The organism is Jutongia hominis (assembly GCF_014384965.1).
In the GTDB taxonomy this organism is placed as follows: Bacteria; Bacillota; Clostridia; order Lachnospirales; family Lachnospiraceae; genus Butyribacter; species Butyribacter hominis.
In genome coordinates this window covers 137,818-152,848 of sequence record NZ_JACRSW010000027.1, presented here as the reverse complement: position 1 = coordinate 152,848, position 15,031 = coordinate 137,818, and the positions used below count along the sequence as shown (strand labels likewise).

Sequence of the window (15,031 nt, the reverse complement as noted above, 5' to 3'; positions counted from 1 at the left end):
CAAGATTATTTTTATGCTGTATGCCTTACCGGGTCTTCCTGTCATTTTTCGCCACTTTACCGATGTTCTACACTTAGTATACTCCATGATTTCGGTATCATAATTTCCTTATATAAATTAACCGAATAACGGTCACTCATACCGGCGATAAAGTCACATACTACTCTTTGTTCCGCTTCTCCCCTGTCGATCAGAGTCAAAAACTCTTCCGGCAGTTCATTGATATGACCTGAAAAATATTCATAAAGCTGTCCGATCATATGCTCTACTTTCTTTTCTTCTCCTTTTGCAGCCGGATTGGTATATACCCTCTGAAAAAGGAATTGCCTTAATGCATACATTGCATTTTGCATCATATCTGACATCAGGATATCACCCTTTTCTTCACTATGATTGACGATATCGTGCACCAGATTATTTAAACGGCTGTTCGTTGTATTGCCAAGAATACCGGTCAGTTCCCGAGGGATCTCTTTTTCTTTAAGAATACCTGCCCGGATCGCATCATCAATATCCGAATTTATGTAGGCAATCTTATCGGAAAGCCGTACAATCTTGCCTTCTAATGTCATTGGCATACTGTTTGTCTGATGATTTAGAATGCCATCCCGCACTTCTTTTGTCAGATTCAGACCGGCCCCGTCTTTTTCAAGGACTTCGACAACACGCACACTTTGTTCATTGTGATGAAAACCGCCCTGCTCTTTTGTGATCTTATGAAGTGCCCTCTCTCCGGCATGACCAAACGGGGTGTGCCCAAGATCATGACCGAGCGCAATTGCTTCGGTCAGATCTTCATTCAGGTAAAGTGCTCTGGCTATCGTTCTGGCATTCTGGGCAACTTCAAGAGTATGTGTCAGACGGGTTCTGTAATGATCACCTTCCGGTGCTAAGAAAACCTGTGTTTTTTGTTTCAAACGTCGAAATGCTTTACAATGAAGGATGCGATCCCGGTCTCTTTGATAATCGGTACGGATATCACATTGTTCTTCTTTGCGATCTCTTCCAAGAGACTGATCCGCAAAAGATGCATGTGGACTCAAAATACGATGTTCTCTTGCTTCCTGTTTCTGACGCAGATTTTGTCTGCCATGACTCGTCTGACTCATACAAACCTTCCTTTCTGTCAAAACAATGCTTTCGCTATGATACCAACAACGGTTCCATCTATTCTTCTATCCTCTCTCCCATATAATAAAATCCCTTGCTTTCTACCAAACGCACCGATACTAACTTACCGATCAGATCCTTATTACCCGGAAAATGTACCAGATAGTTTCTGCCGGTTCTTCCGGTCATCAGGTTTGCATCATGCTGGTTTTGCTCTTCTACTAAGATCTGCTGAATTGTCCCAACATCTTTTTGTGTCTTTTTTGCTGAAATATCCTGCACCAGTTCAAGCAGACGGTCAAAACGTTCTTTGACGACATTCTGAGGCACCTGATCCTCTTTTGCCGCTGCCGGCGTACCGGTTCTTTTGCTGTAAATAAAGGTAAATGCACTGTCATACTCTACTTTGCGCACAACATCCAATGTTTCTTCAAAGTCCTGCTCTGTCTCTCCGGGATAACCGACAATGATATCTGTCGTAAGCGCAATATCCGGTATCGCACGTCTGATCTTCTCAACCAGGAAAAGATAATCTTCCTTTGTATAATGACGATTCATATCTTTTAAAAGTCTGGTACTTCCTGACTGTAACGGCAGATGAAGCTGTTTACAGATTTTCTGAGACTTTGCCATCACTTCGATCAGTTCATCTGAAAGATCCTTTGGATGGGATGTCATAAAGCGGATTCTTTCTAATCCTTCTATCTTTTCCACTCTTTCTAATAATTGTGCAAAGCTGACAGGATGCTCTAATGTCTTTCCATAGGAATTGACATTCTGACCAAGAAGCATCACTTCTACAACACCATCTTTTACCATGCACTCAATCTCTGCTATGATATCTTCCGGTTCTCTGCTACGTTCTCTGCCTCGAACATAAGGAACAATACAATAACTGCAAAAGTTGTTACAGCCAAACATGATATTGACACCGCTTTTAAACGAATATTTTCGTTCATTAGGCAGATCTTCTACGACTTCAGTTGTTCCATCCCAAATGTCAATGATCATCTTCTTACTTTCCGGTCTGTCAAGAAGCTTTAAAGATAAAAGTTCGGCAAGTTTAAAGATGTTATGCGTTCCAAAGATAATATCTACGTTACGATAGCTTTGCTTAATCTTATCGACAACAACCTTCTCCTGCATCATACAGCCACAAAGAGCAATGACCATATGCGGATTCTTCTTTTTATATTTCTTTAACTGTCCTAATCGTCCATACACTTTCAGATTGGCATTTTCCCTGACCGTACAGGTATTATATAAGACAAAGTCCGCTTCTTCGGAATCTGTCATTTCATATCCGATCATTTCCATGATACCGATAATCTTTTCGGAATCGCGTGCATTCATCTGACAGCCAAACGTTGTAATACAGGCAGTCAGAGGACGGCCTAATTCTTTTTTCTTTTCTTCCATCCAAAGTTGCAATTTCCGTATAAAATAATATTGTCTGTCTGCTTCCGGCTCCGGTGGCGGTAATGTAATATCCATCTTTGCAACTTTTTCTTCTATTTCTAAATAATCCATGTATTTCCTCCGTTATATCTATCTTGTCGTTATCATAAAGGGTTTCAGAATCTTATCCGGCATCCGGCTTTTTACCGGTCATTCGATCGCAACAGACACCTTTCCCATTCTGATCACACTCGTATCTTTAAGTATAACAAATTCCTTAGATAAGGTCAAAATATCGCAACTTGTCATTTCCTTAAAAAACTATAAAATACATTGTATTTTGTCTGTAAATATGATAAAAATTACTTATGTCTTTTTGAATTTTTAAGGTTAACTTAAGATTAAAAGACGCCCTATACTACAGAATGAAAGATGATGTCTGCGTCGCCTGCATGATCTTTCCAACACACAAGCGACGCAGAAAAGAGGAATTTATGGAAAAATTTATGGAAAAATATTTCAAGTTACAGGAACGTGACACGACTGTCAGAACAGAAATATTAGCCGGCCTGACTACTTTCATGGCGATGGCTTATATCCTGATGGTCAACGCAGGAATGTTTAGCGAATTGAAAGTCGTATCGTATAATGCGATCTACATTGCAACTGCAATTTCTGCGGTATTTGGCACTTTATTCATTGGTCTTGTCGCAAACCTTCCATTAGCACAGGCTTCCGGCATGGGCTTAAATGCATTCTTTGTCTACACAGTCTGCTTTGAATTCGGACTGACTTATGCAAATGCATTAACTTTAGTATTACTTGATGGTATTATCTTCATTATCTTAACAGCTACCGGTCTTCGTGAAAAAATCTTTAATTCAATCCCTGATTGTGTAAAGAAAGTAATTCCAGCCGGTATCGGTTTATTTATCGCATTTATCGGGCTTCAGGATGCCGGTCTTGTTGTAGCGAGTGACAGCACTTGTGTATCACTTGCTTCCTTTAATGTATTCAACGGTTCGGCAAAATGGTCAACAATTATGCCATTATTAGTTACTCTGATCACATTATTTATTATTGCGATCTTATCTGTAAATAAAGTAAAAGGAGCTATCCTTTATGGTATTCTCAGCGGAAGTGTAATATATTATATTCTCGGAGCTCCTATTAAAGGATTCTACAGCTCCATCACAAGCAGCTTTAACTTTAACCCGGCTGCATCTTTCCATGACTTTGGAACAGAGGCATTTTGTAAAGTATTTACACAGGGATTTGACTATTCCGGTTATCTCGCAAAACACTCTGTAGCATCTTTAGTGATCCTGATCATCACAACTGCTTTAGCATTCTGCTTAGTTGATATGTTTGATACATTAGGAACATTATACGGTGCATGTTCCCGTGGTAACTTATTAACAAAAGAAGGGAAGATTCCTAACTTTGAAAAGGCAATGTTCTCTGATGCCGTAGCAACAACTGTCGGTGCTGTATGCGGTACTTCTACTGTTACAACTTTCGTAGAGTCTTCTGCCGGTGTAGCAGAAGGTGGACGTACCGGTCTTGCTGCTGTATCTACTGCTGTATTCTTCTTCATTGCAATGTTCTTAAGCCCTGTAGCCCAGTTAATCCCCGGTGCTGCTACAGCTGCCGCATTGATCTATGTCGGTGTATTGATGATGAAATGTGTTGTCGATATCAACTGGCTTGATCCTGCTGTTTCTGTACCGGCTTTCCTTACATTAGCTATGATGCCAATGACATACAATATCAGCTACGGTATTGCTTTTGGTCTGATCGGTTATGTTATCATCTCTGCTTTCACAGGAAAGATCAAAGAAATCAAGGTAGGCACATGGGTTGTCGCAATCTTATTTGCTGTTATGTTCTTATTAACACACTAAGATTAAGATGTTAACTTCATCCTATTTAAGAATATTTTGAGATTAAAAACTCCCTGGTAAAATCTGATCCAGATTTCTACTAGGGAGTTTTTTCATACGCACATCCATTCATATTTTCTGCTCTTTAGGATAACTCATTATTCTTCTTCCTGTTCTAACCCATGCAGATATACCTGATTGATCGCCTGCTGGGCAGTTTCCATTTCATGTTTTTTGATAAGGCGATTCCTGTCTTCTAAAATGGCTAACATTTCATCTACAACCATTTCCTCACACGGCTCTGTCATTCGATAAAGATAGCCAAGCATACGTGTTGCGGTATAGTCGGTTGTCATATATTTATATGCGATTTCTTTGCACAATGCTTCGTCAAAGCCTTTCTTTACTAATTCCCGGTATACGATTTTACTTTTATCTGTTGGCATAGAAATCCCCCTTAGCTTATTTCTTTTTTATGATTGTATTCATTTTTCCTGTTGCGTCTGAATACAAAAGAGATTTTTGAAAAGTATAAGTATTAAACGATCTCTTTTTGATATCTCTTTTCCACTGATCGCAAATGCATACATTTCCAGAAAACATTTTGTAACATATGCCCTGGTCTTTTTCTTTTGTCCGGTCTCTCCTGCTGAAAAATAAAACCGGATCGCATACTTTTCGTAATCGACGGCACAGCGTTTCGCTGCTGCAATGCATTGATTCTGCTGTAAGAAATGAATTCTCTTTCTTTGTACTTTCAGGCTGTCAGTCACTTTTTTAACAGTCAGGCGACTGCCCATAATACTTCCTTTCCTTTGCATATAAAAATATAATTTTTCTGTACATAATACAATCTTTTTCGCTTTTCTAATGGCATAAAGAGAAAATTCCACATCCTCAAAAAGAGTTCCTTCTTCAAATCGCAATAACGGTTCCCCGGCAAAAAGCTCTTTCCGATATAGTTTATTCCAGACAACTGTTTCCGTTTCAAAATTTTTATGATACCAGGCTTCTAACATCTGTTGGCCGGTATATTGTTCTATCATTTTACTATCGTGATGTTTTTTAGTCCGTTCTGTTCTTTCAAATAATTCCTTTTGCTGTCTATATTGCTGCTCCTGCTGCACATATAGACATTCTGCTAAAGGAAACTGCTCTTTCTTTCCATTCCGATGCATCGTAGTTTTTCTTTCATCTAGTTTCTGATATCTGCCAACAGAAATATCTGCCTGATATCGTACTATGTTCTGATAAAGGATTTCTAAAAATCGCGGTCCTACGAAATCATCTGAATCTACAAACGCAATATACTCTCCCGCTGCATTTTCAATTCCAAGATTTCTGGCAGCAGAAAGTCCGTAGTTTCCTTGTTTTTCATAAGAAAGACACTTGATCCTTTTATCTTTTGCCGCTAACTTTTTCCTGATACGATCCGTCTGATCTGTCGAACCGTCATCAACGATCAGAATTTCAATATCAGAATAGGTTTGATCTTGCAGACTTTTGATACAGCGTTCTAAATAATTTTCAACATTATATGCCGGTACGATCACACTGATCAAAGCATTCAACTGATTTTCCATAATAATCTCCTTTTTTATCTCCTTTTCATTTCATCCTGATACTTTTGCTGTCTTTTCTGCTCTAACAGCATTTTCACTTTTTGTATTGCCACCTGAAACGCTTTGCATCTATGATAACATAGTAAAAAGAGCAGATTCGGAACAAGAATACAGATTAGAAAACGTACCAAAAAAGTAACCGCTATCGTTCCATTTCCGGACTTTGATGCCATGTCACATAAAATATGTGTGATCCACCATACAATGGCTGTAATTGCAGCATAGGGAATCATTTTCTGATAATACGTTCTAACCGGCAGATGCAAACGGTAGTGGTACAACACATACGGCTCTACCCAGATTGATACAAAGAGCATACTGACTACTGTACCGGCAAAAACACCCATAACGCCATATTTTTGTACAAGCAGAAGGGATATGATAATATTCAGCACGGCTTCTGCAATTGATTTATACCGGTCAAAATAAAATAATCCCAACGAGTCGTGAAAGACCTGTGTTGCTTTTCGTATGCCAAGCAGATAAAAACGAAGCGATAACAAAAATACAATCGGCATGGCAAAACAATATTCTTTTCCAAAGCTGATCGCAATAAACGGATTGATCACTTCATAAATGCCAATCGTGATCACGCTGCACATCCATTGTCCGATAAAAAGCGTTGTCTCAAACACTTTTCTGACTCTCTTTTCATCCTGTGTCACGCCGAGATTTCCGACGCTTGCTGCAATTCCCTGGAAAACCTGTGTTAAGATCTGGTTTAAGGATTCAATCACTAAAAAATAATTCGAATATTTTCCCACTTGCACAATTCCGACAAATGCAGAGATCAAAAGATTATCCGTATTATTGATCACAACCTCACCAAGCTTGTGCATCATCATTGCTTTGATATTTTGAAAAATTCCTTTTCGATCTTCTTTATTCAGCGGTTTTGTTTCTTTTTCTTTTAAAAACGGGTATAACTTCTCTGCCTTATAACTGATCAAGAGATTGCAAGCAATCGTAACAACTATCTGTACCACCAGATATAAAATAAAATTTCCGGTAAAAATTAAGATCAGGATCTGTAAAAAATCCTGTATGAACCAGGAGATTGTCTGATAGGATACTCCTATATAGATCAACTGATGTGCATCCATCAGCATTTTTTTATAGATCCAAAGATAGGAACAAACTGCATTTGTTACATAGAGCAGGAAAATAGGAACTACATATTGCATCGAACCGTAATCTTTGATCAATGTGCCCAAAAACGGAATTAAGATCATACCAAAACAGGCAACCGCTCCGGCAATTCCAATATAAAAATGGCGGAACAAACGCATCAATGATTTCTGCTTTTCAATATCTCCATCCGCAACCGGTTGATACAATGCAAATGTAATTGCCGTTCCAACCCCCATTTCCGATAATGATAATACCTGAATGATATCAACGAACAGACCATTGATCCCTACATACGTGCTGCTTAACTGATGCGTAAAAACAATACGAAGCACATATCCCATAATAATCGCTAAAATTCTACAAATTACAGATACTGTAGTATTTTTCGCTGAATATTCTGTCCTGCTCTTCATAATGCCTCCCCATCCATCTCTGAAATATACAATTCCCTGGTCTATCGGTTTCTTAAAAAGCAGACAAAGCGATATTCCCATGCATACAAAAGAATGCTGATCGAAGCACTCAAAGTACAGATTTTCATAACGAAAGTTGCTTCTTTTGCCTGCATATATGCCTTTTTATACATGCGTACAATCTGCTGTAGTTCTTTTTGCTTCGAATAAGACTGCTTTCCGCTCTTACTGACCGCAGCTAAAAGTCCGAGAATGTCATACATATAATAACAGGTAAATAAACTTTTTTCATTCGGAAAAGCTGTCATCCACTTGTTATAATACTGCTCAAACATTTTTTGCGCATTCAAATAAGGCTCTATACTTTTTTTTCTGTCACGGACGTAATTTTTTTGTATGTAATGATACATCTTTTTACTGCCACAAACCACATTGTCTGTCTTTTCAAGAACCTTGCATATAAAGTCATAATCTTCTGCAAAATCGAGTTTTTCATCAAAAAAAATGTCAGTAAGCAGTTCCCGTAAGAAAAGCTTATTCCATACATATGCATTCAAAAAACTGCGCCGGTGTAATGTAAGGATGGATTCATTCCGGTCTAGTAAGATCACATCCTTAGGATACACGGCAAGTGCTTTTTCTTTTTTTTCATAGGAAACAAAGCCATTGCACATCGCTATGGATGCATTCTTTTCTTCTAACAAAGAAACCAAATAGGCATACATTTCTTTTTCCATATGATCATCGGCATCACAAAAGCCGATATACTCACCGCCTGCCAGCCGTATCCCTTCATTTCTGGCTGCTGACACACCCTTTTTTTCTGAACGGATCACCTTGATCCGCCGATCTTTTTTTTGTAATTCCTGACATAACCGATAAGAATCATCTGTAGAGTAATTTTCCACAAGAATCACCTCTAAATCAGAATAAGTCTGTGCTAATATGCTGTCTACACACACTGTCAGCGTATCTGCTGCATTATGTACCGGTATAATTATACTGACTTTCTTCATCCTGTCACCCCAATAACCCCATTGTTCTTCCTGTCTTTTTCTATAACATCTGATGCAATCTTAAAATCGCACTTACCCCAAAAACGAACTTACAAAATACTTCTAACGAAATGTTACTGTTCCATTCTTAGCATCCATTTCTTCTACAATCGCTAACGATTCTAATTGATAACCTGCTTCACGGATTTCTTTTCCGCCACGCTGGAATCCTTTTTCAATCGCAATCCCAATACCTGAAACAGTAGCACCTGCATTCTCAATAATAGAGATCAAACCACGCAATGCACATCCATTGGCTAAAAAATCATCAATGATCAGAATATTATCTTCCGGTGAAAGAAAGCGCTTTGATACCAGAACCTGATTAACACATTTATGGGTAAAAGACTCTACCTGAGCTACATACGTTTCCCCATCAATATTGATGCTTTTTGATTTTTTTGCAAATACAACCGGTACATTAAAATGTCTTGCCACAATACAGGCAATTCCAATTCCCGATGCTTCTATTGTAAGTATTTTATTGATCTTTTTACCGGCAAATCTTTTTTTAAATTCTTCACCCATCTGATCAAACAGATTAATATCCATTTGATGATTTAAAAAACTGTCTACCTTTAATACGTTTCCTTCTTTTACCACACCATCTTTTAAAATTCTTTCCTCTAAAAAGTTCATTGTTCCAATCCTCCGCAATCTGTCTAATATACTCTCAGAAGTTTCTGAGTGAATTTTTTCGAGTGTACATGTCTTATATTCTAAAAATCTCTCTGTTTCTTTCCTTCCTATATATCTGATTTCAAGAATATACCTATCAAATTTTAATTATTTTTATCATATCACATGAAAAAACAAATATCCACTCTTCAATAATATAGGACAGAATTCATTTCAATGTATTAAAACTTTTATTTCATATCAATTTTTTCTAAGATAGCATTCCATGCTTCCGTATCTATTTGTTCATCATGGATCAATATTCTTTGATCTTCTTTCGTAATCTTTCGAAGTACACGGCAAGGGTTTCCTACCGCAATTGACCATTCCGGAATATCTTTCGTAACAACACTTCCCGCCCCGATCACAACATTATCACCGATATGCACTCCCGGACAAATTACTGTGCTTCCGCCAATCCATACATTATCACCAATTGAAACTGCTTTTCCATATTCAAATCCTGTATTACGTGTTGTAGGATAAATAGGATGCCCTGCTGTATAAATTGCCACATTTGGTGCCATCATACAATTATCGCCGATCGTTATTTTCGCAACATCGATCATAGTGCAATTGTAATTTGCAAAAAAATTCTTTCCTACTTCAATATTTTTACCATAATCACAATGAAATGGCGGATTTACAAATGTATCCTCATCACATTTTCCAAATAACTCTTCGACAATTCTATGCAAACCACCAAAATCAGAGCAATCGTGCGTATTTAACTTTTGAATTATTTTACGACATTTTTTTTGCTCTTCATATAAACTATCATCACAAATATATGCCTGACCTGCTAAACTTCTTTTCTTATAATCCATATTCATTTATCTCCTTTTTTCATAATTACTAATCCAATTACCAAAAGAATCGGAAAAATGATTGCAGCCAGTATACCGGTTTTTAGATTATCCGAACATGCACTTGATACCATACCAACTAAAGTCGGGCCTCCGGAACAACCTAAATCTCCCGCTAATGCCAACAAGGCAAATAAAGCAGTACCCCCATTTTTTAACAATGCAGCAGCCTTACTAAAACTTCCCGGCCACATAATCCCGACCGATAAGCCGCAAATCGCACAGCTTGCAAGAGAAACAATTGCATTCGGGATCAGTGCAATACACAAATACGATACAACACAAAGAATTCCACTAAATATCATAAAACGATCCAGATCGATCCTGTCACCGAATTTTCCATAAAATGCTCTGGCACTTCCCATTAAAATAGAAAATGCCATCGGACCTGCTAAATCTCCTATGGTCTTACTGACTTTTAGTCCCTGCTCTGCAAAAGTGGATGCCCATTGACTGACTGCCTGTTCACTCGCTCCTGCACAGACCATCAAAAGCATCAGCCCCCAAAAAATTTTATTCTTGCACAGATCTAATATTGTCATTCCCTTCTCACCTTCTTCGATCAAAGGCGCAATCGGAGAACACACAAAAAGAACTATATTGGCGATCGGTACAATTGCCCAGATACAGGCAAGTATCTTCCAGGATGTTATTCCAAATACTCCAAAAAAGATTGTGGAACCAAGTACAACCCCTACTGTTCCCCAGCAATAAAAGGAATGTAATAAACTCATTGCCTTTTCTTTATTTTTCGTTGGACAGCTTTCCATGATCGGACTGATCAAAACTTCGATCAAGCCGCCACCTACCGCATAAAATACCACCGAGATCAGCAAGCCGCTATATGCATCCGGTAAAAGTTCCGGCAGGAACACCAGACCAAACATACCTGCCGCCGCAAACACATGGGCAAGAATAATTGACACTTTATATCCAATCTTATCGACAAATCCTGCCGATAACAGATCTACTAACAGTTGGATCCCAAAATTAATCGTAATCAGCATTGTGATCTTTCCAAGTGGAATATGATAACTCTTTTCAAACGTCAAAAAAAGAAGTGTCACAAAATTATTTACAATAGCCTGTACGATATATCCTATAAAACATGCATACATAGTGTGTTCATATCTTCTTTCGTTCATAACACCCTCCTGTCCTATACTATATCCCCTCAAAGGCATCTTCATTTCTAACAGTATACTGTATCTTTCCTGCCATAACTTGAATTATCATCACCATTTCTAACATTATTTTGACATTTGCTGTCCCTCATTCAAAAAAACAACCATTTACTCCCACTCCATAACCTCTGTTTTTCATCCTAATGTGCCTAAAACTTAATCATGCATCCTATCTGATACATTTCCTTTCCTGTTTCTATTTTATTATTCCCTTTTGGGTTGACACGACGGACGGTTAGAATATCTGATTTTTAAGCTTTTTTGCTGATTGGGCGCGGGTCATAACTATAGGGGCGACTCAGCCTGAGTAGCATTGTTGTTTGGGACACGCTCCCGCTTCGCAAAGCCACGTAGCGCGCACATAGCACGGCAAAAATCGTTCTACTCTTTTTGCCGCGCAAGTGGCGACGGGCTTTGAGATTCCCAAACAGCAATGTACATCAGACCGGTCCTGCCCCTATATCAGATGAGAGCGCCCATAATCAGGGCAAAAAAGCAAAAATCTTAGACATTCTTACCGGGCGAAACAGTGCCCCAAAAGGGAAAATAAATAGAAACGGGAATGCAAAGACCATAGATAGGATGCATTGTAAAACTTCGCAGACACATTAGGATGAAAACAATGCTATGAGTATGGGAGCAAATGGTTGTTTTTATAGACAGACAGCGAATGACAAAATTATACGACGAGATTTGTGATCCATACACCTTTTTTGACGAGGATGTAACCTACGATGACTTTGATCATATCTGCGGATTGTACGATTGCATAAATGGCTAAGATCGGAAGGCCGCTCCATTTACACAGGATAAAGGCCAGGGAGACTGATACAACCCATGTAAAAACGCTGTCAAACAGAAATGTAATTACAGTTCTTCCACCCGAACGAAGGGTAAAGTACAGGACATTTAAGAACCCCTGTAACGGGAAGAATATCGCTGTTATGATGATAAACCATTGTCCGAGATAGCGTACTTCATCGGAAGTATCATACATTTGGGGAAATATACCGGAACAAAGGATCAAAACAACCGTCAAACCAACACACAGAGCAGCCGTAAACCACCTCAGGCTGTTTGATGTTTTCTTTGCCTCCTCAAACTTAGATGCACCAAGATATTGTCCGACAATGATTCCTACTGCATTACCCATTGCGATGAATACAACATTTAACAGGTTACAGATTGCATTGGAAATATTTAATCCGGCAACAATCTGTAACCCCTTCATTGAATAGCATTGCGTTAAGACCGCAATGCCGCCTGACCACAAAAATTCATTAAAAAAGATTGGCAAACCTTTTATAATGATATTTTTCATACTGTGTAAGGGAATGCATATAGTTTTGTATATTCCACGTAAAAATTCATATTTATTGACCGATGCATGCGTCCAGATCACCACGATGAACATTTCAACAAAACGTGCCATAACCGTTGCGATTGCTGCTCCGCGCACTTCAAGTCTTGGAAATCCACACTTGCCATAGATCAACAGATAGTTAAAAACAATATCGACCGCAACAGAAGCAATTCCACCGATCATCGGTTTGATACTTTCTCCCATTTCTCTAAGACTTCCTGCATAGATCTGTGTAATTGCAAAAGGGATCAGACCAATCATCATAATATCCAGATATTGCATCCCATATTGTAATGTCTTTGCCGCATCAATATCTTTTGCCGTGCCATGCAAATACAGGCTGATCATCTGACTTCCCATCGTAAAAAAGGCGAGCAGACCACAAAAAGTAATTACTGCCGTGATCCAGACTTTTAATCGAAAGACATTCTGGTATCCTTCTTTATTTCTCTGCCCATAATATTGTGCTCCATAAATGCCCGGTCCGGAAAGTCCTCCAAAGACAGCCAGGAAAAAGACAAAGATCAATTGTCCTACAATCGACACCGCTGTCATACTTTCCGTCCCAAGACTTCCAACCATCAGATTATCTACCAGACTGACCGCATTGGTAATACCATTTTGTATCATCATAGGCACAGCAAGCAATAGTGCCTTTTTATATACTGATTGTTTTTTCATATCGTTCTTTCTTCCTCTCTTTTCTATCGGACTGTTTCAGACCATGTCTTTCTTCAAAGTACATTGCATCACAGACAACATATGTTTTTCTATTATACTGTCCTACTCTGTTTTTTACAACGTTCTCGGTTTTATGCCTAAAGATCAACAATTTATTGCACATTTTGCTGTTTCATTAACTTTTTCGTTGTTTTATGCACACAATACAGACAGGTTGGAAAAATGTAAAAGCACGCTGACACCCATGCTGTCTGATCTGCAAAGCAGATTGCTGTATAGCCGAAAGAGCCAACAAAGCAAAGGCTCACGATCGAACGTGCAAGCATCTCCGTCACACCGGAAATGACTGCACGCATCGAATGGCCAAGTCCCTGTGTTACCATTCTGCTGACATTTAAGATTCCAAGGCTCCAGTAGAAGAAGCCCATACATCGTAAATATTTTCCCGATGCATCCAATACATCAACTGCTTCTTTGCCCACAAAGATCATGGAAAGCGTTCTTCCGGCAAAGATCATAATCAATCCTGCCACAATGCCATATACAACCGCTACAAGCATACTTTGCCAAAGACCTTTCCGGATACGGTCCGGTTTGGCAGCACCATAATTCTGACTACAGAAAACAGAGGCTGCCGTACCGATCGCATCAAACGGACACATAGTAAACTGTTTGATACGCATACCAGCTGTAAATCCTGATACACAGACACTTCCCAGACCATTGTTTGCCGACTGCATCACCATACTGCCAATCGCTGTGATCGAAAACTGTAATCCCATCGGAAGCCCCATCGAAAGCAGCTCTTTGATAGGAGCAAAGCGTAAGTGGCGGTTCTCTTTTTTCAGGCACAAAAAATCTAAGCGATGTAATATAAAAAGCAGACACAAAATACCGCTGACAGCCTGTGATGTGATCGTCGCGATCGCTGCACCAGCACAGCCCCATTTTAAGACAAGAATACAAAATGCATCCAAAAAAATATTCAAGACAACAGATATTGCTAAAAAAAGAAATGGTGTCTTGCTGTCTCCTACTGATCTTAATACACTAGATAAATAGTTATATAACAATGTAAACGGCATACCTAAGAAAATAATGATCAAATAGGCATATGCATTTTGATAAATATCTTCCGGTACCGATAAAATGTGTAAAATCTGCGGACATAACAAAGAACATGCTGTCGTCAGTATAACAGCGATCACTATCGTCAAAAAAGCACCGTTAAAAATAGAATTACGCATTCTGTCTGAATCATTTGCACCATAATATTTTGCGATTGGTACACCAAACCCTGCACAGCTTCCCATACAGAAACCAAGCACCAGAAATTGGACGCTGCTGCTCGCCCCTACACTTGCCAACGCTTTTGCACCAAGACACTGCCCGACAATTGCAGCATCAATGATATTGTATGTCTGCTGCAACAGATTTCCCAACAATAAAGGAAATGCAAATTGAATCATCAGTTTCAACGGATTTCCACTTGTCATTGATTTTGTCATAAATCATTTCTCCTAGTATAATAATGATGTAGTCAATCAAGACTACTTGGTTAATAAGTTTCTATAAATCAGATAACAGAAGAAGGGGTTCTTCCTTTATCAGATGTTATCCGTAATAATGATCATGTCTGACGGTTCC

General features: G+C 38.8%; 12 protein-coding genes. 1 reads left to right on the top strand and 11 read right to left on the bottom strand.

Going from position 1 to position 15,031, the window contains the following annotated elements:
* Window positions 1-56: 56 nt before the first annotated feature.
* Both H8700_RS06175 and miaB read right to left on the bottom strand, forming a co-directional pair.
* Window positions 57-1,109, bottom strand: a complete 1,053-nt coding sequence (locus tag H8700_RS06175; protein ID WP_249304349.1) for a deoxyguanosinetriphosphate triphosphohydrolase — start codon at window positions 1,107-1,109, stop codon at window positions 57-59.
* Window positions 1,110-1,167: 58 nt separating this feature from the next.
* On the bottom strand, window positions 1,168-2,640 hold the full coding sequence (gene miaB / locus H8700_RS06170; protein WP_249304347.1) for a tRNA (N6-isopentenyl adenosine(37)-C2)-methylthiotransferase MiaB: 1,473 nt from the start codon (window positions 2,638-2,640) through the stop codon (window positions 1,168-1,170).
* A gap of 362 nt (window positions 2,641-3,002) precedes the next feature.
* On the opposite strand from miaB, the gene H8700_RS06165 reads away from it, so the two are divergent.
* On the top strand, window positions 3,003-4,412 hold the full coding sequence (locus H8700_RS06165; protein ID WP_249304345.1) for an NCS2 family permease: 1,410 nt from the start codon (window positions 3,003-3,005) through the stop codon (window positions 4,410-4,412).
* A 137-nt stretch (window positions 4,413-4,549) separates the two neighbouring features.
* Here the strand turns inward: H8700_RS06165 and H8700_RS06160 are convergent, their stop codons facing one another.
* From H8700_RS06160 to H8700_RS06120, 9 genes are all read right to left on the bottom strand, one after another.
* Window positions 4,550-4,837, bottom strand: a complete 288-nt coding sequence (locus H8700_RS06160) for a hypothetical protein (RefSeq protein ID WP_249304343.1) — start codon at window positions 4,835-4,837, stop codon at window positions 4,550-4,552.
* Window positions 4,838-4,876: 39 nt separating this feature from the next.
* Complete coding sequence (locus H8700_RS06155; RefSeq protein ID WP_249304340.1) at window positions 4,877-5,974, bottom strand: glycosyltransferase family 2 protein; 1,098 nt, start codon at window positions 5,972-5,974, stop codon at window positions 4,877-4,879.
* A gap of 14 nt (window positions 5,975-5,988) precedes the next feature.
* Window positions 5,989-7,557 carry a lipopolysaccharide biosynthesis protein gene (locus H8700_RS06150; protein WP_249304339.1) on the bottom strand — a complete coding sequence of 523 codons (1,569 nt, stop codon included), beginning with the start codon at window positions 7,555-7,557 and terminating at the stop codon, window positions 5,989-5,991.
* Between the two features lie 41 nt (window positions 7,558-7,598).
* Window positions 7,599-8,573: a glycosyltransferase family 2 protein gene (locus tag H8700_RS06145; RefSeq protein WP_249304337.1), complete on the bottom strand. Its 975-nt coding sequence runs from the start codon at window positions 8,571-8,573 to the stop codon at window positions 7,599-7,601.
* A gap of 102 nt (window positions 8,574-8,675) precedes the next feature.
* Window positions 8,676-9,251 (bottom strand): xanthine phosphoribosyltransferase, encoded by a 576-nt coding sequence (locus H8700_RS06140; protein ID WP_249304335.1) that lies wholly within the window; start codon window positions 9,249-9,251, stop codon window positions 8,676-8,678.
* Window positions 9,252-9,481: 230 nt separating this feature from the next.
* Window positions 9,482-10,117 carry a sugar O-acetyltransferase gene (locus H8700_RS06135; protein ID WP_249304333.1) on the bottom strand — a complete coding sequence of 212 codons (636 nt, stop codon included), beginning with the start codon at window positions 10,115-10,117 and terminating at the stop codon, window positions 9,482-9,484.
* 2 nt (window positions 10,118-10,119) lie between these two features.
* Window positions 10,120-11,301, bottom strand: a complete 1,182-nt coding sequence (locus H8700_RS06130; protein WP_249304331.1) for an MFS transporter — start codon at window positions 11,299-11,301, stop codon at window positions 10,120-10,122.
* A gap of 718 nt (window positions 11,302-12,019) precedes the next feature.
* Entirely contained in the window at window positions 12,020-13,384 is a 1,365-nt protein-coding gene (locus tag H8700_RS06125) for an MATE family efflux transporter (RefSeq protein ID WP_249304329.1), read from the bottom strand.
* 152 nt (window positions 13,385-13,536) lie between these two features.
* Window positions 13,537-14,892 carry an MATE family efflux transporter gene (locus tag H8700_RS06120; RefSeq protein ID WP_249304327.1) on the bottom strand — a complete coding sequence of 452 codons (1,356 nt, stop codon included), beginning with the start codon at window positions 14,890-14,892 and terminating at the stop codon, window positions 13,537-13,539.
* Window positions 14,893-15,031 lie beyond the last annotated feature (139 nt).

Excerpts from the sequence above, each read along its gene's own strand:
- H8700_RS06175 (WP_249304349.1), bottom strand. The coding sequence starts at position 1,109 with ATGAGTCAGACGAGTCATGGCAGACAAAATCTGCGTCAGAAACAGGAA.
- miaB (WP_249304347.1), bottom strand. The coding sequence starts at position 2,640 with ATGGATTATTTAGAAATAGAAGAAAAAGTTGCAAAGATGGATATTACA.
- H8700_RS06165 (WP_249304345.1), top strand. The coding sequence starts at position 3,003 with ATGGAAAAATTTATGGAAAAATATTTCAAGTTACAGGAACGTGACACG.
- H8700_RS06160 (WP_249304343.1), bottom strand. The coding sequence starts at position 4,837 with ATGCCAACAGATAAAAGTAAAATCGTATACCGGGAATTAGTAAAGAAA.
- H8700_RS06155 (WP_249304340.1), bottom strand. The coding sequence starts at position 5,974 with ATGGAAAATCAGTTGAATGCTTTGATCAGTGTGATCGTACCGGCATAT.
- H8700_RS06150 (WP_249304339.1), bottom strand. The coding sequence starts at position 7,557 with ATGAAGAGCAGGACAGAATATTCAGCGAAAAATACTACAGTATCTGTA.
- H8700_RS06145 (WP_249304337.1), bottom strand. The coding sequence starts at position 8,573 with ATGAAGAAAGTCAGTATAATTATACCGGTACATAATGCAGCAGATACG.
- H8700_RS06140 (WP_249304335.1), bottom strand. The coding sequence starts at position 9,251 with ATGAACTTTTTAGAGGAAAGAATTTTAAAAGATGGTGTGGTAAAAGAA.
- H8700_RS06135 (WP_249304333.1), bottom strand. The coding sequence starts at position 10,117 with ATGGATTATAAGAAAAGAAGTTTAGCAGGTCAGGCATATATTTGTGAT.
- H8700_RS06130 (WP_249304331.1), bottom strand. The coding sequence starts at position 11,301 with ATGAACGAAAGAAGATATGAACACACTATGTATGCATGTTTTATAGGA.
- H8700_RS06125 (WP_249304329.1), bottom strand. The coding sequence starts at position 13,384 with ATGAAAAAACAATCAGTATATAAAAAGGCACTATTGCTTGCTGTGCCT.
- H8700_RS06120 (WP_249304327.1), bottom strand. The coding sequence starts at position 14,892 with ATGACAAAATCAATGACAAGTGGAAATCCGTTGAAACTGATGATTCAA.